This is a genomic window from Rhizobium sp. WYCCWR10014 (genome assembly GCF_001657485.1).
Lineage (GTDB): Bacteria > Pseudomonadota > Alphaproteobacteria > Rhizobiales > Rhizobiaceae > Rhizobium.
Map to the genome: position 1 here is coordinate 44,234 of NZ_LXFU01000046.1, position 21,466 is coordinate 65,699.

The following is a 21,466-nucleotide window of genomic DNA, read 5'->3' on the forward strand; positions in this document are numbered from 1 at the left end:
TCCATCAGACCGGAAGCAGAGCGATGACAGTTCAGGTTGAATTACCGTGCCCGAAGTGCAAGAGCACCAAGATGAAGTTCGAGCGGCCCGAGATCCGGGAGACCGACATCATCACCTGTGCGGCCTGCGGGCATAATCTCGGCACGATGGCCTCGATCCGCGAGAAGATGAACAAGGCCTACCAAACGCTCAATCAGGCTGGGGCGAAGCGCAAGCTTCAATAAGCCTGTGGCGCACCCGCTTGCTGCCATGCCGTTAAAATTGTGATTACCATTCGGATTAAAGCAATCTAATAAGTATTGCCGTAGTCTCTCTTTCGTGAGGGCGCAATTAAGCTGCGCGAGTTCGAAGAGGGGTTATGATGAAGACGATTTTGGCGGCTGCGGCCGCAAGTTTATTGCTGCAGTTTTCTCCCGTTGCCGCTCACGCAGCAACGCTGGTCGCCAATATCAGCATCGGCAAGCAGACAATGACTGTTTCCGAGAACGGCTTCGTCAAGTATCGCTGGAAGGTTTCGACCGCGCGCAACGGCTATGTCACGCCGACCGGTTCGTGGAGCGCCAAGTGGCTGTCGCGCGATCATCGCTCGCGCAAATACGACAATGCGCCGATGCCGTACGCCGTGTTCTTCAACGGCGGTTATGCCGTTCACGCCACCTTCGACCTGAAACGCCTGGGTCGGCCGGCCTCGCATGGCTGTGTTCGCCTGCACCCCGACAATGCCGCGCAGTTCTTCTCGCTGGCGCGACAGGCCGGCCTTGCCAATACCCGCGTGGTCATTACGCGCTAATCTAGGATCAGCAAATCGACAGCTGATCCCTTTTATGCGCTGATCATCCGCTCCAGCTCATCCATGTCGGGGACGATGATATGCCGGAAGTTCTCGATGCGAATGACGCCGCTCTTGCGCAGTCTGGTCATCTGGCGGCTGACGGTTTCGATCGTCAGACCGAGGAAATCGGCGATCTCGGCGCGGGATAACGGCAGGTCGAAGGCGGTGCTTGTGGCCGTTTGCGGTTCGGCATGGGTGGCGATGAGGTGGAGTAAGCTTGCGACCTTCTCCTCGGCGGTGCGCCGGCCGAGCGTCAGCATCCATTCGCGCGCGGCATCCAGCTCCTTCAGCGCCTGATCGTGCAGGCTGCGCTGCAGTTCCGGCGTCTCCGATATCATGCGGTCGAGCAGGTTGCGGGGGAAGACGCAGATTTCGGCATCGGTCGCAGCCTCGGCCGACAGCGTGCTTTCGCGCACGAAAGGCCTGCCGACGAAATCGGGAGCGAATTGCAGACCGACGATCTGCTGGCGCCCGTCCGGCATCACCTTGCAGAGTTTCACGACCCCGCGCATGATGTTCGAATAGTAAGAGTTTTCCGACCCTTGTGCGATGATCTCGCTGCCAGCATCGACCTTGCGGCGCAGCGAGTGGCGGCCGAGGTCCTTCAACTGACCGCTCGATAGAACGCCGCAGACGACGCCGTGCCGTGCCTGGCAGGAACGGCACGCGACGGGGATGCCAACCTCAAGAACCCCACTATGTGCGACGTCCATATCCTGATCCCTTCGAAATCCGCGTGTGCCGGGCGTAGCTGCGCATGCCGGGCATGCCCGGGCATACCGTAGACGATTACGCCGCGATTGCGGGTTCGGCTATCCCGATTTCTTCCAGCGCGGCTTGATGATTATCAATTTTGGCCGGATAGCGATTTGATCCAGATCAAAGTTTGCGTGCCCTGGCTGTTTGGACGTGCGGCGTCGAGACGAGGCCGTCTGCGGGTTTGATTCGGACGGCTTCTTCGCCCTCGCCGGCGAGACGGGTTTTCTGCAGCGGCGACGTCACGCGCCTTGGGTGAGGGCAAAGGCCGGCATTCCATTGCTGTTTAGGCAACACCCAGCCGGCAAATTGCCGCAACGCCGGGACGAAAGCATTGGCTTTTGAAATGGATTTGCCTATGAGGGGGTTTAAATCGTCATTTCATGAGGTACAGCGCGTGACCGCTACATTCGATAAAGTTGCCGACATTATTGCAGAAACCAGTGAGATCGACCGCGCGACGATCACTCCGGAGAGCCATACGATCGACGACCTCGGTATCGACAGCCTCGATTTCCTCGACATCGTCTTTGCGATCGACAAGGAATTCGGCATCAAGATCCCGCTCGAAAAGTGGACGCAGGAAGTCAACGAAGGCAAGGTTTCCACCGAAGAATACTTCGTGCTGAAGAACCTCTGCGCCAAGATCGACGAGCTCAAAGCAGCCAAGGCCTGAGCGATATAACAGTCTTTTTTGAACGCCCTGCCGCCCTGAATATGGCGGCCGGGCGGTTTCGTTCCTAACTAGTGCGTGCCGCCCAAAAGTGCGCAGCGGTTTTGGGCGGCACGCATAAAAACAAAGACCTAAAGTGCGAACCAGATGCGCTTTAGGCGTCACCGGCGGGCGGATCTGGCCTGTCGGGCCGGAGGATCCGAATGCTGCTGGAATATTTCCAGATGATTGACCGCGTCGAAGCGGTGGACCTGAAGAAGGGCACGCTTAAGGCGCGATCCGTCGTACCGGCGAAGAGCCCTGTCTTCGAGGGTCATTTTCCCGGCATGCCGCTCGTTCCCGGCGTGCTCTTGATCGAGACCATGGCGCAGGCCTCCGGCATGTTGGTGCTTGCCGTCACCAATTTTGCCGCCATGCCCTTCCTGATGACAGTCGACGGCGCCAAGATGCGCACCTTCGTCGAACCGGAAGCCGTGCTCGACATCGAGGCGGTGCTCGAGCATGACGGTTCGGGTTTCGCGGTCACCAAGGCTAAAATCACCAGCGGTGGTAAGAAGGTCTGCGATGCGCAGCTGAAATTGCGCACCATGCCGTTTTCCGAGGTGCCGCTCGGCGATATCGTGAAGAAACGTGCCGGCGAGATCGGGCTTCTCGAAGCGATCGCGGCGCAGGGAGTGATTGGATGAGCAAGGCTGCAAACGACGTCGTCATCTCGGGCATCGGCATAGTCACCTGTCAGGGCGTCGGCAAGGATGCGCATATCGCGCTGCTTTCGGCCGCCAGTGCGCCGAAAGCGATCGTCGAGACCGAGAAGTTCAAGCCCTATCCGGTGCACCCGCTGCCCGAGATCGACTGGTCGCAGCAGATCGCCAAACGCGGTGATCAGCGCCAGATGGAGAACTGGCAGCGCATCGGCGTCTTCGCCGCTGGCCTTGCGCTCGATGATGCCGGTTTCAAGGATGATATCGAAGCCTGCGGCACAATGGACATGATCGTCGCGGCCGGCGGCGGCGAGCGCGACATCAATGTCGACACACTGATCGTCGACGAAGCGCTGAGGCGTAATGACCGCGAGCTGCTGCTCAACGAGAAGCTGACGACCGAGTTGAGGCCAACGCTGTTCCTCGCCCAGCTTTCCAACCTGCTCGCCGGCAATATCTCGATCGTGCACAAGGTCACCGGTTCGTCGCGCACCTTCATGGGCGAGGAGGCGGCCGGCATCTCTGCCGTCGAGACCGCCTTCTACCGCATCAAATCAGGCGAATCCTCGCATGCGCTCGTTGGAGGCGCCTTTGCCGCCGAGCGGCCCGATATGATTCTGCTCACCGAAGCGATCGGCGCCCATGCGCGCGGCGACTGGGTGCCGCTCTGGTCGCGCAGGCCCAGTGACGGTGGCGGCATGATCACCGGTTCGGCAGGCGCCTTCCTGGTGCTGGAATCGCGCAAGCATGCTAGAGCCCGCGGCGCCCATATCTATGCGGTCATCGACGCGGTCGAGGGTGACCGCGGCAACCGCAATTCCGGCAATCTCGAAGTCCGGCTGGAGCGGCTTTTGGCGCCGGCCGCCGGGCTTGCGGCCGAAAGCACGGCGATCTTTTCCGGATCGACCGGCATGCATGATTTGGCCGCCCGTGAGCGGGCGGTGCTCGAACATCAATTGCCGGACGTTGCGATCCGCGGCTTCGGCGGTGTCACCGGCCATACGATCGAGACGCAGTTCACGCTGGGTCTTGCGCTCGCAGCCCTTGCCGTCGACGGCAAGGCCAAGGTTCCGCCCTTCGATGCCGCTCATGAGGCGCCGATGCGGTCAGGCACTACCGCCGCCGTCGTGACCACGGTCGGACACCAGCGCGGCGAGGGCGTCGCCGTTCTTTCCGCAGATGCGTGAGGAGTGAGAGATATGACAGCTTCCGCTTACCAGGATCATCTCGGCCGTCCGATCGTCGCCGTAACCGGCATGGGCATCATCACTTCGCTCGGCCAGGGCCTCAGTGACAACTGGGCAGCCCTTACTTCCGGCACCTCGGGCATCCACGAGATCAACCGCTTCCCGACCGAGGGCCTGTCGACGCGGATCGCCGGCACCGTCGATTTCATCGGCATCCCGGTGCCGAACGCCGTCGAACGCTCCTATGCCTTCGCCCGCGAAACGACGATCGAGGCGCTTGCCGATGCCGGCCTTTCCGGCGATTTCAATGGCCCGCTCTTCCTCGCCGCCCCGCCGATTGAGCCGGAATGGAGCGCGCGCTTCGAGCTTGCCGACCGTTCGCCGGCCTCCGACCATCCGGGTGATGCCTATGAGCGCTTCCTGACGGCGCTGCGCCAGCGTCCGGACCCAGCCTTCCATGAGGCGGCCCTGTTCGGCGCGATTTCCGAGCGCCTTGCCGACCGGTTCGGCACGCGCGGCCTTCCCGTGACGCTGTCGACAGCCTGTGCCTCCGGCGTCACGGCGATCCAGCTAGGCATCGAGGCAATCCGCCAGGGCCGCACGGATCGCGCGCTGACGGTCGCGACCGACGGATCGCTGAGTGCCGAAGCGCTGATCCGCTTCTCGTTGCTGTCAGCTCTTTCGACACAGAACGATCCGCCGACCAAGGCTTCCAAGCCGTTCAGCAAGGATCGCGACGGCTTCGTCATCGCCGAAGGTGCAGCGACGCTGGTGCTGGAATCGCTGGAATCAGCAGTCGCTCGCGGCGCCAAGGTGCTCGGCATCATGAAAGGTGCCGGCGACAAGGCTGACAGCTTCCACCGCACCCGGTCGTCGCCGGATGGCGGCCCGGCAATTGCGACGATCCGCGCGGCCCTTGCCGATGCCGGCATCGACGAGAGCGGCATCGGCTACATCAATGCGCACGGCACCTCGACGCCTGAGAACGACAAGATGGAGTATGGCGCGATGTCGGCTGTGTTCGGCGAGCGGCTCATCGGCGGCATCCCGGTGTCGTCGAACAAGTCGATGATCGGCCATACGCTGACGGCGGCGGGAGCCGTCGAGGCGGTGTTCTCGCTGCAGACGATGTTGACCGGGACGCTGCCGCCGACCATCAACTACAACAATCCCGATCCGTCGATTGTTCTTGATGTCGTCCCGAACAAGAAGCGGGAAGCCCAGGTTTCGGCCGTGCTTTCCAACTCCTTCGGCTTCGGCGGGCAGAATGCCAGCCTTGTCATGGCGCTCGAACCGGCTTAAGCGGTTCCCGACAATTTCAAGACAAGAAAAACGCCTTCCAGGCGAGGGATTTTGCCATGCGCGCTTTGCAACTGATCGACGACCGCAAGCTTGAGATCACCGATCTGCCGGAACCGGACGCTCCTAGTGCCGGCGAGGTGACGCTGCGCGTCAAGGCGGTGGCGCTCAACCATATCGATGTCTGGGGCTGGCGCGGCATGGCATTCGCCAAGCGCAAGATGCCGTTGGTTATCGGTGCGGAAGCCTCGGGCGTCGTCGAGGCGATCGGGCCGGGCGTCGCCAACGTGCTGCCGGGCCAGCTCGTTTCCATCTACGGCGCGCGCACCTGCGGCCTCTGCCGCCCCTGCCGCGAAGGCCGCGACAATCTCTGCGAACATGTCTCCGGCGTGCACGGCTTCCATCTCGACGGCTTCGCGCAGGAGAAGGTCAACCTGCCGGCGCGCCTGCTGGTGCCGGCCCCTCCCGGCGTCGACGCGATCGGCGCGGCGCTTGCTCCGGTCACCTTCGGCACGGTCGAGCACATGCTGTTCGACAATGCCAAGCTCGAACCCGGCGAGACGATCCTCGTCCATGCCGGCGGCTCCGGCATCGGCACGGCGGCGATCCAGCTCGCCAAGAAGATCGGCTGCACCGTCATCACCACGGTCGGTTCGGACGACAAGATCGAGAAGGCCAAGGCGCTCGGCGCCGATCACGTCATCAACTACCGCACCGACCGCTTCGAAGGCGTGGTGCGCAAGCTCACCAAGAAGAAGGGCGTCGACGTCGTCTTCGAACATGTGGGCAAGGATACCTGGGCCGGTTCGATGCTCTGCATGAAGCGCGGCGGGCGGCTCGTCACCTGCGGCTCGACCTCGGGTGTTTCCACAGAGATGAACCTGATGATGCTGTTCCAGCAGCAGCTGAAGCTCTTCGGCTCCTTCGGCTGCCGCATGGAGAATATGGCCAATGCGATGCAGAAGATGGGCCGCGGGCTCGTCCACCCCGTCATCGATACCGAGGTCAGCTTCAGCGATATCGACCGGGCACTGGAGCGGATGGAATCGCGCCAGATCTTTGGCAAGATCATCCTGAAGATGGATTGACCGCGTGAAGCTGTTCATCACCCGGATCGTTCTGGCGCTCAGGCACTTCCAGCAGTGGCTGGTGGCGCAGGTGATGTTCGGCTTCCTGAATTTCCTGAAGCTGTTTCCGGCCGATGGCGCGATCCGCTTTGCCGACAGGATGATGCGCCGCCTCGGCCGGCTGACCAGCCGCCATAGACTGATGCTGACCAATCTGCGCAACGCCTTTCCTGAGAAGAGCGAGGCCGAAATCGAGGAGATTGCGCTCGCCAGTTGGGGCAATATGGGCCGGCTTGCTGCGGAATACGTCTTCCTCGACCAGCTGTTCGACTATGATCCCGAAAAGTCGGAGCCGGGCAGGGTGGAGGTGTCGGGCGTCCCGATCTTCCTCGACCTGCGCGACAATCCGCGCCCCTTCATCGTCTTTACCGGCCATACCGCCAACTTCGAGCTGCTGCCGGTGGCGGGCGCCGCCTTCGGGCTCGACGTCACCGTGCTCTTTCGGCCGCCGAACAATCCTTATGTCGCCAAGATGGTGTTCGACTTCCGGAGCGCCCGCATGGGCAAGCTGGTGCCCTCGCATGCAGGCTCGTCCTTCGCGCTCGCCCGTCAGCTGGAAGCAGGCCAGGGGGTGGGCGTGCTGGTGGACCAGAAATTCCGCAAGGGGCTGAAGGGCACTTTCTTCGGGCGCGACGTCAAGACCAATCCGCTGCTGCCGAAGCTGGTGCGCCAGTTCGACTGCGAAGTCTATCCGGCGCGCTGCATCCGTCTGCCCGGAAATCGCTACCGGCTGGAAATCGAGCCGCGGCTGGACATGCCGCGCGACGCCAAGGGCAATCTCGACCTGCCGGCGGCCGCCCAGCTGCTCAACGACAAGGTGGAAAGCTGGGTGCGGGAATATCCGGAACAGTGGCTCTGGTATCACGACCGCTGGCAGATCAAGCAGACGCTCGCGCCATAGAATAGGATGCTCCAGAATAATAGTTGGAGCATGATGTCGCCCGAAAACCGCTCACACTTTTCGGCATCATACTCTAAAAAAGGTCCACCCCCATTTATCAGCGGTGAAAAGCGGCAGGTGCTCTCGGATTGAAACTGAGGGCACTTCATGTTACCCGTCACCACCAAGACGCGAATAATGTCTACCGGAAGGCGCATTTTTGGGAAATGCAGCCATGTGAGGTTTCGGGCTCGTCTCTTGGGACAATGGGAGTGGGAGGCGTCTTGCTGGAGCTTTTTCGAGCTTTTTCTTTGCGTTGCGTGCAAATCGAGGAAGCCATACGCCTGGGCGACGACCAGCGCGTCACGGCGCTCGACCGTCACGTCGAGCCGCTGGTCGAGGCAATCCTCGCCTGCCGGGCAGCCAATCTGCTCGAAGTCTACATGCAGCTGCAGTTCGTGAGCCACCTGATCAGCCAGGATGCCGACGACAGCGCCAGTGTCACGGAGCACACGTCGGTGCTTTCCTATCTGCTCGACCGCTATTTCGGCGCGCATGGGCCGGACTGGCGCGTGCCTTTGCCGCAGGATGTGCGCATCGAGCCGCCGCCGGCCTATGTGCCGGATACCGACAATGGCCAGTTCCTCAACGCGGTGATCCTCGAAAGCCTGCCGGACCGCGTGGCGGTGCTGACAAGGGACTATCGTTATCTCTATTCCAATCCAGCCAACAGCGCCCATCTCAACAGGAAGCCGATGGAACTCATCGGCCGCCACCTTTCCGAATTCATCGGCGAGGAGCGGTTTGCCGAATGCGCCAAGCATAAGCTCGACGCCTGTTTTGCCGGCGAACAGATCGACTATTCCTATGAGCGCTCGGCCGGCAGCGGCGAATCGCGGCAGGTGCGCTGTCGCATGTCGCCGCTGCGCGATGCGGGCGGTGCGGTGATCGGCGCCCTGCTCGTCATGGAAGATCTCGATCGGCGTCGCAAGCTGCCTGATCCCGGTCGGCAGCCTTAGGCAGCCTGACCAACTCGGCTGCCTTGGGTCGTCTGGCTAAGCCGCCGCCCAGACGGCGAGCTCGTAACCATCGCGGTCGAGGAAGTGGAAGCGACGGCCGCCGGGAAAATCGGTGATCGGCCGGCAGATCGTGCCGCCGGCTCTTTCGACTGAGGTCAGCACTTCTTCCAGATCACTGGCATAGACGACGACCAGCGGGCCGCCGCCCGGCCGCACCGGTCCGAAATCGGAAAAGCCGCCCTTCAGCCGGCCATCGTCGAATTCGCAATAATTGGGGCCGTAATCGGTGAAGCGCCAGCCGAAGGCGGAGCCGTAAAAGGCTTTGGCGGCGGCAATGTCGGCGACGTTGAATTCGACATAGTCGATGCGGCGATCGTGGTTTTCTGTCTTCTCGACCATCTATCTCTCCATCAGGGCTTTCAGCATGGCGAGATCCTTCTCGACATGGGCGGCATCGGCGGAAAACTGCGCGTCGGTCATGCCGGGCAGACGCAGCAGCGTGAACATGACCTCGCAGCCATCGCCGTTCGGCACGATGCGCAGGGCATTATAGACCCTGAGGCCGGATTCGATCGTCACCGTATGGTCGATCACGCCGAATTCATTGGCAGGCACGAAGCTCACCCTGATTTTTCCGAGAGCGCCATCGGCGATCCAGTCGGCACCGTCCGGATCGAGCCCGGTCGCAAGGCCGGAGGCCCAGAGCGGCATGTTCTCCGGCTTGCCGGCGAATTCATAGACGTCGCGCCAATCGCGCTCGATCGACCGGTGGATAATTTTCGCGGGCATTGTCGTCATGACTTGCAGATCCCTGTCATTTGGTTTCGTCAAAATAACAAACCGGCCGGCAGCGTCTTGAACAAAACGGTCAGTCGTCTCTCGTCCCTATACTGAGCTGGTCGAATATGATGGCGGGCGTCAGCGTCGAAAGCTCGCCGACCTCGCGTGTCATGTGGGGCTGGTCGGCAAAGCCCGCTTCGAGCGCAAGGCGGGCAAGCGGCATCGTACCCGACTTGCGGCAGAGGTCGAGGAAACGCTGGAACCGGCGAATCCGTTCCAGCGTCTTTGCGCCGTAGCCGAAATGGTGGTGACAGCGACGGCGCAGCTGCCTTTCGCTCATGCCGAGGTGCTCGAGCAGGCCGGATGCCGGGCGACCGCCGTCGGCGGCGGCGAAGATCATGGCGGCGTCGCGGGCGGGCTCCTCCGCATCGCGCGCGGTCTCTTCGAGCAGGCGGCCAAACAGCGCCGCCGCGTCCGAGGGGTCGGGACAATTCGCAAGCCGCGCTTCGAATTCGGCGGTATCCTTCCGGCCGATGTCGGCAAGGGGTATCGAGCAGCCGACCAGCGCCGAAAGCGGCGTCTTCAGCCAGGGTGCTGCAGCGCCAGGCGCAAAACGTGCGCCGATGACAGTCGCGCCCGGTCGGATGACGGGAAAGGCCGCCGTCCTGTCGGGACCGGCGACAACCAGCCGACCGTCGATCCAGAGGAGATCGCAATAACCGTCAGGCACGATCGCCACCATTGCCGGCGGTCCGTCATGAAGCGCATGCGACCAGAGGCGGCTGAAATGGCGTCGCAGCGTCGGCGCCGGTACATATTCGCGGTAGCGACCGGCGCGGGCCGGCAGGAGAGCCATCTCTTTTCGTCTTCCCGATGCCAATGCGATATCTCCCGAGGTACTGATGATAACATGAGATAGGGCGTCGCGGGCGGGGCGCACGAAAAACCTAGGGCTTCCGGAATGTGTGCCAGCCGGCGGGTTGTCGGACAAGCGGGGATATTGCAGGCCTCATTTCATTGGCTTTTGCGAACCGATTAGACCCTTGCGAGACTTGCCGTTTGACCGAGACAGTGCCACAACACCGATCCAAATGACACATCGGAGGTTTGTCGTGGAAAAGGCAGAAATCGGACTGATCGGCCTTGCGGTCATGGGCTCCAATCTGGCGCTCAACATCGCGGAGAAAGGCAATAAAATCGCGGTCTTCAACCGCACGCCGGAGAAAACCGACGAATTCTACGAAAGCGCCGGCGATCTGAAGAAGCAGATCATTCCCTGCAAGACCATCGAGGAATTCGTCGATGCGATCCGGCCGCCGCGCCCGATCATCATCATGATCAAGGCGGGCGATCCCGTCGACCAGCAGATGGAGCTGCTGCGCCGGCATCTCTCCAAGGGCGACATCATGATCGATGCCGGTAACGCCAATTTCCGCGACACCGTCGCCCGCTTCGACCGGCTGAAGAATACCGATCTGACCTTCATCGGCATGGGTGTTTCCGGCGGCGAGGAAGGTGCGCGCCATGGCCCGTCGATCATGGTCGGCGGCACCGAAGAATCCTGGAAGCGCGTCGAGAAGGTGCTGACATCGATTGCCGCCCGCTACAATGACGAGCCCTGCGTCGCCTGGCTCGGCAATGACGGTGCCGGCCATTTCGTCAAGACCATCCACAACGGCATTGAATATGCCGACATGCAGATGATCGCCGAAATCTACGGCATCCTGCGCGATGGTCTCGGCAAGAGCGCCTCCGAAATCTCCGGCATCTTCGGCGAATGGAACAAGGGCCGGCTGAACTCCTACCTGATCGAAATCTCCGAGAAGGTGCTTGCGGCCACTGATCCGGTTTCCGGCGGGCCGATGGTCGACATGATCCTCGACAAGGCAGGCCAAAAAGGTACCGGCAAGTGGTCGGCGATAGAGGCGCAGAACATGGGCATTCCGGCAACAGCGATCGAAGCCGCGGTCGCCGCCCGCAGCCTCTCTTCGATGAAGTCGCAGCGCGAAGCCGCTGAAAAGATCTTCGGCACGCAGGCTGTGTCCTTCCCGATCGCTTACGGCCCCGAGCTCAACAAGGATCTCGAACTAGCGCTGTTTGCCGCCAAGATCGGTGCCTATGCGCAGGGCTTCGCGGTGATGGCGGAAGCATCGCGCGAGTTCAACTGGTCGCTGCCGATGCCGACGATTGCCAGGATCTGGCGTGCCGGCTGCATCATCCGCTCGCAGTTCCTCGACGAGATCACCTCGGCCTTCACCAAGGCGCCGGATGCTGCAAACCTGATCGTCACGCCGGCCTTCTCCGACATGGTCAAGGAATCGATCCCGGCGCTTCGCCGCGTCGTCGGTGCTGCGATTGCCGCCGGCCTGCCGGTTCCGGCACTGACCTCGGCGCTGACCTATTTCGACGCCTACCGCCAGGGCAGGGGAACGGCAAATCTCATCCAGGCACAGCGCGACTTCTTCGGCGCCCACGGCTTCGACCGTCTGGACGGCAAGGATTTCCACCACGGCCCCTGGGGGAGCGGTGCCTCGACCTTCTGAGGTTTTCCGATTTTCAAGGAGAGGCCCGGCCACAGTGCCGGGTCTTTTGCTGAGATGCCGCGGCCGAGAACCCGGAGATCCAAGTGACGAGCATTCGGATAGCCGCCGCGCAGACTGCGGAATTTCGGGAGAATGTTGGGGCGGCCTTGGATTATGCGGTTAGGGTCGCGGCGCTCGCCGAGGCTGATGGCGTGGCCCTGCTGGTCTTTCCAGAAGGTTTTCTGCAGGGCTACCTGACCGATGAACGATCGGCGCGGCGTGTTGCCCTCGATCTCGCATCGGCCGAGTTCGCGGCGGTCCTGGATCGGTTGCCGAAGTCGGGACCGGTGCTGGTCATGGGGCTGATCGAGATCGATGATGGGCGATTGTTCAACACCGCCGTCGTCGTCGCGCGCGGTGTTCTCCTCGGTCGTTACAGGAAAGCCCACCTGCTGCACGGCGAAGGGGCTTTCGAGGCTGGAAAGGACAGCCCGCTCTTTGCGATCGGTGCCCTGCGCTTCGGGATCAACATCTGCTACGACACCAATTTTCCGGAGGCAGCCGCAAAGGTCGCCGCGTCTGGCGCATCGCTGATCCTATGCCTGTCCAACAACATGATGCCACGGGAGAAGGCGGAAATATTCAAGCCGCTGCATAATGCCGTTCGCGGCGAAAGATGCCGTGAGACAGGCTTGTGGCTGATATCGTCCGACGTAACGGGTGAGCGCGACGGGCGCATCGCCTGGGGACCGACGGCCGTGCTGAACCGGCAAGGGCAGGTCGTGGCGCAGCTCCCGCTGGAGGAGCCCGGCTTGCTGGTCTTCGATTTTCCCTGCGGTGAACAAGACGCAGGGGCTCGACCAAATGACGAGCACTGCGGAATTCGGTAATTCGCGAAAGTTGGATGGGGAGAGTATCCCCACCCACTTCTCATGGCTGGCCTAGATCGGTTGGCCAACGTCAATACGGTTGCCGTCGGGGTCTTCGAACACGAAGGCGCGCAATCCGTAGTCCTTGTCCTGAAGGCTCTTGATAATTCTCAGCCCATATTGCTGGCAAACCGCGTGCAGGGCATCGACATTGTCGACCATCAGGTGGGCAACATTGAAGTGCGCGGCCTTGTGGTTCGGCTGCAAGGTGAGATGCACTTCGCCCTGATCGCGCTTCCGGATCATGAAGCCGACAGGATTGCCGTTCTCGAATATTTTCTTGAAGCCGAGGACATTGGCGTAAAAATCATAGGCCTTGGTCATGTCCTTGACCGGCAGCATGGCGGCAATTCGTCCGAAACGAACACCGTGATCGGCGATATCATTCATCGCAGAACCTCTGATTGCGGAGATGCAAACACCCTCGGACGGTGCCGACAGGGAGAGTGCGCTCCGATGTTTCGATCAGCAGGACGGTGCCCACACCCCTCAGTCTATAGCTTCGGAAAATCCTCGGAGGAAGAGGGGCAACGGATTCCCGCGAGATTCGCGTGGGATCTACGACACTTCGTTTCAATAGGATAAGACACTGTTTGTACGGGCAGCCCTGACGACAACACGCTTGAGGAACTGACAGAGATGCTCATCCGATACGAAACGCTTGTTGATCTCGATGCGATCCATGATCTGACCTCGACCGCCTTCAAGCCGATGCCTTACAGCGACGGTACGGAAGCGGAGATTGTCCGAAGACTTCGCGCGGCGGGCGATCTTAAGATATCGCTGGTGGCCGAGCAGGACGGCGAGATTGTCGGGCATGTCGCGTTTTCGCCGGTGACGATCGACGGCGCGCATGATGGCTGGTTCGGGCTGGGGCCGATATCGGTTAAGCCGGAGAGGCAGCGGCAGGGCATCGGCAAGGCACTGATTGCAAGGGGTCTCGAACTGCTGAAAGAGCGCGGCGCGAGCGGATGCGCCCTGATCGGCAATCCCGAGATCTACAGCCGTGTCGGTTTCAGCAGCGACGGACAACTGAAGTATCTCGACCTCGATACGCGGCTTGTGCAGCGGATTGTCTTTCGCGGACCTCCGCCAAGCGGGATGTTGCAATTCGCCCCGGCATTTGAAAGCTAGAATATTTCGTTCAACGGCCGAAACTACAAACCTAACTGACAGAGAAGGCGACGAGATGTCCGAAACGGGCGCGATGACCATTCGAACCGAGCGTCTTAGGCTCCGGATGCCGGAGATCGGCGATTTCGCCGCCTATGCGGAGATCATGGCGTCGCCGCGATCGGTCGGAATGGGCGGCCCGTTCGATCTGCGCGCGGCATGGGGGATGTTCTGTCACGATGTGGCTCTCTGGCAGCTTTTCGGGCACGGAGCGCTGATGATCGAGCTTGGCGAAACCGGCGAATGCGTCGGTCAGGTGGGGATCAATCACGGACCGCTGTTTCCTGAGAAGGAACTCGGCTGGTTCGTCTATGAAGAATATGAGGGCAAAGGCTATGCTACCGAAGCGGCCTTGGCGTTGCGCGACTGGGCCTTCGCAACGCTCAAGCTGCCATCGCTCGTCAGCTATATCGCTCCCGGCAATGCTGCTTCCGTTGCCGTTGCGGAACGGCTGGGCGCACGCCTCGATCCCGCAGCACCCCGAAGTGATCCTAAGGATCTGGTCTATCGTCACTTCGCTCCCTGAACGGAGAACTTGGTCCTGGGCGCACTGCGACTGGTTGAAGAGGTCTCAGTCTCTACATGTTGATCAGTTAGGGAATCGGGCTCTGCAAGAGATGGGGATATCGGATGACAGGCGAGAAGCGGGAACACTGGGACAAGGTCTACCGCACGAAAGCTGCCGACAGCGTCAGCTGGTATCAGCCGATGCCCGGGCCTTCCTTGCGGGCGCTTGACGAGTTGCAACTGCCGGTCACGGACTCGCTGATCGATGTGGGTGGCGGCGCATCAAACCTTGTCGATCGTCTTGTCGAGCGCGGATGGTCCGACCTCACCGTCCTCGACATCGCCGCGCCGGCGCTCGAGGTCGCCAAGGCGCGGCTGCGGGATGAAGCCGTCCGCATCGCCTGGGTGGTTGCCGACGTCACTTTATGGCAGCCCGACCGCCATTACGATGTGTGGCACGACCGCGCCGTTTTTCACTTCCTCACCGAGCCCGAGCAGCGGCTGGCCTATCGCCGCGCGCTCGAAACCGGCACGGCGCCGGGCAGCGTCGTGGTCATCGCGACCTTTGCGCCGGACGGGCCGGAGCGGTGCAGCGGCTTGCCGGTCCAGCGTTACGACGCGGTGGCGCTTGCGAGTGAATTCTCGTCCACCTTCGCGCTTCAGCGCGAGTGGCGCGAGGAGCACGCAACACCCGCTGGTGGCCGGCAGTCGTTTCAGTGGTGCGTCTTTCGCAGGCGCTGAGGCCTCTGAGACGGCGGCGAGAGGCACGACCCTAATGATTTCGTCTACGGCAGCCTCGTTTCCCGAGAGAGGCAGTCGAGGATGAAATCCGCCCGGTCGGCGACCGTGATTTTCGGCAGCATGACGACGTCGTCGCCGAGCGTCGGATAGACGGCGGCAAGTCGATCATATTCGGCGACCGCCTCGTCGAAGCCATGGCGCCGCTCGGGGTCGGTCGTGTAGATTTCGGGCCATGGCGGCGTGAGAAAAACCCTCGGGTGATAGCGGTGAGCGGCGCTCAATTTTTCCAGGACCGGTTCTCCGGTCAGGTACTGCAGCGCTGCCGTCGCATCGATCAGCCCGCGATCGAAAAACGTCCAGCCCGGCTGTTCACGCGCTGCCGAATGGTCGGCGGTCGCCATCTCGATCGCGCGACGAGCGAAGGCCACCATGTCGACCCAGGGCAGGGCTGCGCCATCGCCCTCGAGCTCTTGGCTGACGATCCGCCGGCCGGGCTCTTCGACGATGGCATAACCGCGGGCGGCAAGCTCTCGAAGCAGCGTCGATTTTCCGCCGCCGGAACATCCCGAAATCAAGACCGACCTGTTCATGTTCGAGCTCCCGCCTAGGCAGCCCGGCGGGCGCGCGCCAAGCCGTGGTCCACCAGGCGGTCGATGATTTCGGCGTAGGTGACGCCGCTTGCCGCCATGGCCTTGGAATACATGCTGATATCGGTGAAGCCGGGGATGGTATTGATTTCATTGACGAGGAACCGCATATCATCCGTCAGGAAGAAGTCGATGCGGGCCATGCCGTCGCAACCGACGGCTCTGAAGGCTTTTGCGGCCACGTCGCGCATGGCGGTCTCGATCTCCTGCGGCAGTTCGGCCGGCACTTTCAGCGTCGCACCTTGCTCGTCGATATATTTGGCATCGTAACTGTAGAAGCCGTGGCTTTCCGCCGGCACGATCTCGCCCGGCCGGGAGACGAAGAGTCCTCCTGCCGCATCCTCCAGCACGCTGAATTCGATCTCACGGCCGCGCACGAATTCCTCGGCGAGCAGCGTGCGATCGTGGCGGAAGGCCTCGGTAAGGGCGAGCGCGAATTCCTGGCTGGCATGGACCTTGGCGACACCGACCGACGATCCCTGCCGCGCCGGCTTGATGAAGAGCGGCAGGCCGAGCTCACCTTCCAAGGCTGCCAGTGAAGGGGCAGCACCCTCATGGAGCGTCACCGCGCGCGCCACCGGCAGGCCCGCCGCCTTCAGCAGGCGCTTGGCGATGTCCTTGTCGAGCGCTGCGGCCGAACCGAGGATGCCGCAACCGGCGAGTGGAACGCGAGCCACCTCTGCAGCGCCCTGTACTGATCCGTCCTCGCCATGCGGGCCGTGCAGCACGGGAAACAGGATGTCGATCCGCGCCAGCTCATAGGGCGCGCCATGAGTTGGGATCGCCAGCACGCGGCCGCGCCCACCCGACACCAGGCAGATTTCCGTGCCCGATGAAGGTGTCGCCAGCACGCCATCCTCAAAACTGCTTAGCAGCCATTGTCCGTCGCGGGTGATGAACACAGGGACGGCGTCGTATTTCTCGGGCTTGAGCGCGCCCATGACATTCGTTGCCGAGAGCACGGAAACCTCATGCTCGGCCGAGCGGCCGCCGAAGAGCACGGCAATGCGTAGCCTGTTTGGGGATGGGGTCATGAAAGCCTCCAAGAGGATTTAAAAAGGGGATCAGCCGTCGACCGATATGCCGCGGTTGGCGAAGAAGCGGTCGAAGACGGCAATCGGTAGCGTCACATCGGCCTGGCTCGCTGCGTCATGGCCGGACGGGTTGTGAAAACGGATCGTCTCATCGCTGGCTGCCGTCACCAGCACCAGGTGTCCGCCTCTCGACGGCGGCTCGCGCTCCGGCCAGCGGATGCCCGAGTTCACCGAGGCGATGAAGAACCGGCGCTTCGCGAGATGCTCCGGAAGGGCCGATGTCTCGGCATCGGTAACCGTCTCCGCGCTAAGCGCGAAACGGTCGGCGGCGAAGCGGACGAAGGGTGCGTAGATCAGCCCTTTGATCGTGGCGTCGATCTCGTTGACGACATAACCGCCATAGGCGGTGCAAGCGCGGGCAAGCTCGAGTGTCGGATGGATCTCGCCGCGCGCGGCAAGGATCATCTTCAGGCAGGCCATGCCGCAGACATTGACCGCCCAGCGCGCATATTCTTCGATCGTCGCGGCCCCAGAATGGCGCCAGAGCGGATCGCTGAGCAAGGCCTTTGATCCCTCGGCAAGCACCGGCAATGTCATGCCGGGTGTTTCCCATTGGCTGAAATAAGGCACGCCGCTCTGCTGCATCCTGTCGATATCCCCGTGACTCGTCTCTTGAGATGGCGGGCAATCTTGGCTTTTTTCGAACCGATGGCCGGCTTGCGAATCCAAGGCTAAGGTGCAGTTTTCTTCAGGTCCACTTAATTAAAATAAGCATATAGGTTAGAAATTATGGCCGATTGATCTACCGGAGAAACGGGCTTGGATTTCTTCCGATTGCGCACACTTCGCGAGCTCTCTCGCCGCGAGACGATGGCGGCGGTCGCCGACGGGTTGGGCATTTCGTCATCGGCCGTTTCTCAGCAGATCGCCCAACTGGAGGACGAAGTTGGAATCCCGCTCGTCGAGCGGCGCGGGCGAGGGGTGACGCTGACACCGGCCGGCCAGCGGCTCGTTGTGCATGCCGACCGGATATTCGGCATTGTCGAGGAAGCCAAGACCGATCTTGCCGAGCTACAGAACATCGTCGCCGGGGACCTGAGGATCGCCGCCCAACCGTCCGCGGCGTCCTCGTTCATTCCCGCCGCAATGCGCCAACTGGCCACCGAACATCCGCATCTCAATATCGTCATGACGACTATGGGACCAGCCGAAGGCGTGGCAGCGCTCCGGGCCTGGCAGGCCGATATCGTCGTTGCCGACGACATATCGTTCGATCCGCACACGCTGGAGGGTGCGGCCGATACGCTGTTCCTCTGCCGCGACCAGCTCTTCGTGCTTCTTCCCGCAGGCCACAGGCTGGAGAGCGAGCCCGTCATCGAACTCGCACAACTGAGAGATGAACATTGGGCGCTCGACGTCGCCTCAAGCGCCTATTGCAGGGCCATCCGCCAGGCTTGCCTCGGCATCGGTTTCGAGCCCGTCATCAACGGTTTCAGCGACAGTTTCGAAGTCGTGTTCGCGCTTGTCGAAGCCGGATGTTCGATTTCGGTGATGCCTGGACTGGCGCTTCGAGATTTTGGCGAAAGCCTGACCGTCAAGCCGCTGGCGCCATCCACCTACCGGAGCATCTATGCGATTGGCCGGCGGGGCGAGGTGCGTAGCCCGAAGGTCGCGGCGGTGCTCGAACAACTGGTAAAGAGCGCGCCGCGAGATTTGAACAGATCCTGATTTTCGCGCGAATGCACTCTTGGCAGGAGCGATCATATCGGGCACTCTTGGTTCATGATTATGGCAACTCAAGCAGCAGACGTTCGCGCACGCGACACACGACTTACCACCACGGCCTCCTGATCGGGGCCGGGTTAACACTGTCGTTTGCTTTCTCCTTATTTGCCTTGAGCCACGTCCATGGACACCAGATCGTTTCCAAAGCCACATCGCGCTTTTTTCGTCCGGAGCGTCGCGCAGACGGCCTATGCCACAACTCCGCACGCGTTTCGACTTAGCTACGGCTGCCGGACGTCACCGGAGCCCCGGCAGCCGTAGCTGCTCCTGAACCAAAGAACGCCTCCATTTTTCAGGAAACGCCGCCGCCAGAGCCGGTTGGCGCCAGGAGTGATGCATGCCTTATGATCCCAAGACGATCGAACCGAAGTGGCAGGCTTATTGGGCCGATCACCGTATTTTTCGAGCGGAAATCGATCCGGCCAGACCGAAATTCTACGCACTCGACATGTTCCCATATCCTTCGGGTGCGGGCCTGCATGTCGGCCATCCCCTCGGCTATACTGCCACGGACATAATGTGCCGCTACAAACGCATGCGCGGCTTCAACGTCCTGCATCCGATGGGATGGGACAGTTTCGGCCTGCCGGCGGAGCGCCACGCGATGCGGACTGGTGTGCATCCCGATATCACGACGAAGCGCAATATCGAGACGTTTCGCGGGCAGGTGCAGAGGCTGGGTTTCTCATATGACTGGAGTCGCGAGTTTGCCACGACCGACCCCGCCTATGTGCGCTGGACGCAGTGGATCTTCCTGAAGCTGTTCGAGAAGGGCCTCGCCTATCAGGCGGAGATCGCGGTCAACTGGTGCCCGGCCCAGAACGCGGTGCTTGCCGACGAGGAGGTCAAGGACGGGCGGTATGTCGAGACCGGCGATCCCGTCATTCGCCGCAGGATGCGCCAGTGGATGCTGCGCATCACGGCCTATGCCGATCGGCTGCTGCAGGGACTGGACGGCCTCGACTGGCCCGAAAACCTGAAAACCATGCAGCGCAACTGGATCGGACGCTCCGAGGGCGCCGAAATCCGGTTTCTGCACGAGCACGGCAAAGAGGTCATGACCGTCTTCACGACGCGCCCCGAGACCCTGTTCGGAGCAAGCTATATCGTGCTCGCGCCGGAGCATCCTGCAGTTGCCGTCATCGTCCAGCCGGAAATGCGCGAGGCGGTGGCTGCCTATGTTGCCGCAGCCGAAGGATTGGAAGAGACGGTGCGGGCCGATGCCGGGCGCAAGAAGACAGGCGTCTTCACCGGCGCCTATGCGATCAACCCTGCCAACGGAGCCCGGCTGCCGGTTTGGGTGGCCGATTACGTGCTGGCTGGCTACGGCACCGGCGCCCTGATGGCGGTGCCGGCTCATGACGCGCGCGACCACGCTTTTGCCCATGCGCACGAGCTGCCGATCATTCGCGTGATCGACAGCGAGGACGATATCGAAAAGGCGGCTTATGAGGGCGAGGGGGCTATGGTCAACTCTGGCTTCCTTGATGGCCTGGGCTCACCAGGGGCGAGATCCGTCACCATCGCCTGGCTGCAGGCGAACGGCGCGGGCTGGCCGAAGGTCATGTACCGCCTACGCGACTGGCTGTTTTCCCGCCAGCGCTACTGGGGTGAGCCGATCCCGGTGCTGCATCTGGCGGATGGCTCGGTGATGCCGCTGCCTGAGGAATGCCTGCCGCTGCTGCCGCCTGAACTGGACGACTACGCTCCGACGCCGGATGGCGAACCGCCGCTTGCTCGTGCGCAGTCCTGGGTCGAAACAATCGTGCCGGGCACCGACATTGCTGCACGGCGGGAGACCAACACGATGCCGCAATGGGCGGGCTCCTGCTGGTATTATCTCAGATTCCTCGATCCGGAGAACACCAGCGAACCCGTCGGGCGCGAGGCCGAGCGCTATTGGATGCCGGTCGATCTCTATGTCGGCGGCGCCGAGCACGCGGTCTTGCATCTGCTCTATGCCCGCTTCTGGCATAAGGTGCTCTACGACATCGGCGTCGTTTCGACGGAAGAGCCGTTCCAGCGGTTGTTCAACCAAGGCATGATCCTTGCTCATTCCTACCGTGATACGGCGGGCCGGTATTACGTGCCTTCTTCCATCGTCGAAGAGGAGGGCAGATGGTTCGCTGGGTCGGTCGAAGTGCAGCGCGCCGTCGAGAAGATGTCAAAGTCGCGGTTGAACGTCGTCAATCCCGACGATGTCGTCGATCAGTTCGGGGCCGACGCCTTGCGCCTGTACGAAATGTTCATGGGACCTCTGGATGCGGCAAAACCCTGGCAAACCGCTGGCGTGATCGGTGTGCGCCGGTTTCTGGAGCGCGCCTGGCGTATTGTTTGCGACGAGAGCTACGGGCTCTCTTCAGCGGTGCGGGAGGCGGCCCCAAGCCCACAGCTTCTGTGCCTGCGCCACCAGACGGTGAAGACCGTGACGGCGGATATCGAAGCAAAGCGGTTCAACACCGCGGTTTCCCGACTGATGGAACTGGCCAATGCACTGACGGTGGAAGCTGCGCGTCCGCGCGAAGTGGTGGAGACATTCGTGCTGTTGCTTGCACCCTTTGCGCCTCACATCGCGGAGGAGTTATGGAGCAAGCTTGGTCACGGGGAAACACTGACATGGGTTTCCTGGCCCACCTTCGACCCTGCGATGATCGACATGGAGACCCGCGAATATGTCGTGCAGATCAACGGCAAGGTTCGCCACCGCTTCGAAGCCGCCGCCGACCTCGGCGAGGCGCTGCTGGCAGCGGCGCGATCCGAACCCTCCGTCATCGCCTTGCTCGACGGCAGAATGGTGGTCAAGGAAGTTCTGGTCCCGGGGCGACTGGTGAATTTCGTCGTCGAAGATCTGTGAAGAACCAAAGCTGATCGTCG

At 61.9% G+C, this 21,466-nt stretch carries 24 protein-coding genes; 16 read left to right on the forward strand and 8 right to left on the reverse strand.

Going from position 1 to position 21,466, the window contains the following annotated elements; genetic code table 11:
- The first annotated feature begins 23 nt into the window (after window positions 1-23).
- Together A6U98_RS25375 and A6U98_RS25380 are read left to right on the forward strand one after the other, a co-directional pair.
- Complete coding sequence (locus tag A6U98_RS25375) at window positions 24-224, forward strand: hypothetical protein (protein WP_064653775.1); 201 nt, start codon at window positions 24-26, stop codon at window positions 222-224.
- Between the two features lie 134 nt (window positions 225-358).
- Window positions 359-790 (forward strand): L,D-transpeptidase, encoded by a 432-nt coding sequence (locus tag A6U98_RS25380; protein WP_184500192.1) that lies wholly within the window; start codon window positions 359-361, stop codon window positions 788-790.
- 32 nt (window positions 791-822) lie between these two features.
- On the opposite strand, the gene A6U98_RS25385 is transcribed toward A6U98_RS25380, so the two are convergent.
- Window positions 823-1,545, reverse strand: a complete 723-nt coding sequence (locus A6U98_RS25385) for a Crp/Fnr family transcriptional regulator (RefSeq protein WP_064653776.1) — start codon at window positions 1,543-1,545, stop codon at window positions 823-825.
- Window positions 1,546-1,985: 440 nt separating this feature from the next.
- On the opposite strand from A6U98_RS25385, the gene A6U98_RS25390 reads away from it, so the two are divergent.
- The 7 genes from A6U98_RS25390 (at window position 1,986) to A6U98_RS25420 (ending at window position 8,474) form a co-directional block, all read left to right on the forward strand.
- A complete protein-coding gene (locus A6U98_RS25390; RefSeq protein WP_003540486.1) occupies window positions 1,986-2,264 on the forward strand; it encodes an acyl carrier protein in 279 nt (92 codons plus the stop codon).
- Between the two features lie 200 nt (window positions 2,265-2,464).
- A complete protein-coding gene (locus tag A6U98_RS25395; protein ID WP_003540474.1) occupies window positions 2,465-2,947 on the forward strand; it encodes a 3-hydroxyacyl-ACP dehydratase FabZ family protein in 483 nt (160 codons plus the stop codon).
- Complete coding sequence (locus A6U98_RS25400) at window positions 2,944-4,149, forward strand: beta-ketoacyl-ACP synthase (protein WP_064653777.1); 1,206 nt, start codon at window positions 2,944-2,946, stop codon at window positions 4,147-4,149. Before A6U98_RS25395 ends, A6U98_RS25400 begins: the two co-directional genes overlap by 4 nt.
- 12 nt (window positions 4,150-4,161) lie before the next feature.
- Window positions 4,162-5,451 (forward strand): beta-ketoacyl-ACP synthase, encoded by a 1,290-nt coding sequence (locus A6U98_RS25405; RefSeq protein ID WP_064653778.1) that lies wholly within the window; start codon window positions 4,162-4,164, stop codon window positions 5,449-5,451.
- A gap of 56 nt (window positions 5,452-5,507) precedes the next feature.
- A complete protein-coding gene (locus tag A6U98_RS25410; protein WP_064653779.1) occupies window positions 5,508-6,536 on the forward strand; it encodes a zinc-binding dehydrogenase in 1,029 nt (342 codons plus the stop codon).
- A 4-nt stretch (window positions 6,537-6,540) separates the two neighbouring features.
- Window positions 6,541-7,476, forward strand: coding sequence for a lipid A biosynthesis lauroyl acyltransferase (locus A6U98_RS25415; protein ID WP_064653780.1), 936 nt, complete (start codon window positions 6,541-6,543; stop codon window positions 7,474-7,476).
- Window positions 7,477-7,739: 263 nt separating this feature from the next.
- Window positions 7,740-8,474, forward strand: coding sequence for a PAS domain-containing protein (locus A6U98_RS25420; RefSeq protein ID WP_197496443.1), 735 nt, complete (start codon window positions 7,740-7,742; stop codon window positions 8,472-8,474).
- Between the two features lie 36 nt (window positions 8,475-8,510).
- On the opposite strand, the gene A6U98_RS25425 is transcribed toward A6U98_RS25420, so the two are convergent.
- From A6U98_RS25425 to A6U98_RS25435, 3 genes are all read right to left on the reverse strand, one after another.
- A complete protein-coding gene (locus A6U98_RS25425; protein WP_064653782.1) occupies window positions 8,511-8,873 on the reverse strand; it encodes a VOC family protein in 363 nt (120 codons plus the stop codon).
- Window positions 8,874-9,272, reverse strand: coding sequence for a polyketide cyclase (locus A6U98_RS25430; protein WP_020050326.1), 399 nt, complete (start codon window positions 9,270-9,272; stop codon window positions 8,874-8,876).
- Between the two features lie 70 nt (window positions 9,273-9,342).
- Window positions 9,343-10,134, reverse strand: a complete 792-nt coding sequence (locus A6U98_RS25435) for a helix-turn-helix domain-containing protein (protein ID WP_064653783.1) — start codon at window positions 10,132-10,134, stop codon at window positions 9,343-9,345.
- A gap of 211 nt (window positions 10,135-10,345) precedes the next feature.
- Here A6U98_RS25435 and gndA point away from each other — a divergent pair, with 211 nt between their 5' ends.
- Both gndA and A6U98_RS25445 read left to right on the forward strand, forming a co-directional pair.
- Window positions 10,346-11,797 carry an NADP-dependent phosphogluconate dehydrogenase gene (gene gndA, locus A6U98_RS25440; protein WP_197496444.1) on the forward strand — a complete coding sequence of 484 codons (1,452 nt, stop codon included), beginning with the start codon at window positions 10,346-10,348 and terminating at the stop codon, window positions 11,795-11,797.
- A gap of 83 nt (window positions 11,798-11,880) precedes the next feature.
- Complete coding sequence (locus tag A6U98_RS25445; protein WP_064653785.1) at window positions 11,881-12,666, forward strand: carbon-nitrogen hydrolase family protein; 786 nt, start codon at window positions 11,881-11,883, stop codon at window positions 12,664-12,666.
- Window positions 12,667-12,717: 51 nt separating this feature from the next.
- Here A6U98_RS25445 and A6U98_RS25450 read toward each other — a convergent pair whose 3' ends face one another.
- Window positions 12,718-13,095, reverse strand: a complete 378-nt coding sequence (locus tag A6U98_RS25450) for a VOC family protein (RefSeq protein ID WP_064653786.1) — start codon at window positions 13,093-13,095, stop codon at window positions 12,718-12,720.
- Window positions 13,096-13,344: 249 nt separating this feature from the next.
- Here A6U98_RS25450 and A6U98_RS25455 point away from each other — a divergent pair, with 249 nt between their 5' ends.
- From A6U98_RS25455 to A6U98_RS25465, 3 genes are all read left to right on the forward strand, one after another.
- Window positions 13,345-13,839 carry an N-acetyltransferase gene (locus A6U98_RS25455; RefSeq protein ID WP_064653787.1) on the forward strand — a complete coding sequence of 165 codons (495 nt, stop codon included), beginning with the start codon at window positions 13,345-13,347 and terminating at the stop codon, window positions 13,837-13,839.
- 55 nt (window positions 13,840-13,894) lie between these two features.
- On the forward strand, window positions 13,895-14,404 hold the full coding sequence (locus A6U98_RS25460; protein WP_064653788.1) for a GNAT family N-acetyltransferase: 510 nt from the start codon (window positions 13,895-13,897) through the stop codon (window positions 14,402-14,404).
- Between the two features lie 104 nt (window positions 14,405-14,508).
- Complete coding sequence (locus tag A6U98_RS25465) at window positions 14,509-15,126, forward strand: class I SAM-dependent methyltransferase (protein WP_064653789.1); 618 nt, start codon at window positions 14,509-14,511, stop codon at window positions 15,124-15,126.
- Window positions 15,127-15,170: 44 nt separating this feature from the next.
- On the opposite strand, the gene A6U98_RS25470 is transcribed toward A6U98_RS25465, so the two are convergent.
- From A6U98_RS25470 to A6U98_RS25480, 3 genes are read right to left on the reverse strand one after another with little or no spacing between them, the layout of a single operon-like run.
- Window positions 15,171-15,716, reverse strand: a complete 546-nt coding sequence (locus A6U98_RS25470; protein ID WP_064653790.1) for an AAA family ATPase — start codon at window positions 15,714-15,716, stop codon at window positions 15,171-15,173.
- Window positions 15,717-15,730: 14 nt separating this feature from the next.
- Window positions 15,731-16,807 carry a D-alanine--D-alanine ligase family protein gene (locus A6U98_RS25475; protein ID WP_064653791.1) on the reverse strand — a complete coding sequence of 359 codons (1,077 nt, stop codon included), beginning with the start codon at window positions 16,805-16,807 and terminating at the stop codon, window positions 15,731-15,733.
- A gap of 30 nt (window positions 16,808-16,837) precedes the next feature.
- Entirely contained in the window at window positions 16,838-17,452 is a 615-nt protein-coding gene (locus A6U98_RS25480; RefSeq protein WP_064653792.1) for a C39 family peptidase, read from the reverse strand.
- A 174-nt stretch (window positions 17,453-17,626) separates the two neighbouring features.
- Here A6U98_RS25480 and A6U98_RS25485 point away from each other — a divergent pair, with 174 nt between their 5' ends.
- Both A6U98_RS25485 and leuS read left to right on the forward strand, forming a co-directional pair.
- A complete protein-coding gene (locus A6U98_RS25485) occupies window positions 17,627-18,535 on the forward strand; it encodes a LysR family transcriptional regulator (protein WP_064653793.1) in 909 nt (302 codons plus the stop codon).
- 394 nt (window positions 18,536-18,929) lie between these two features.
- Window positions 18,930-21,446, forward strand: a complete 2,517-nt coding sequence (gene leuS, locus A6U98_RS25490) for a leucine--tRNA ligase (RefSeq protein ID WP_064653794.1) — start codon at window positions 18,930-18,932, stop codon at window positions 21,444-21,446.
- The last annotated feature ends 20 nt before the right edge of the window (window positions 21,447-21,466 follow it).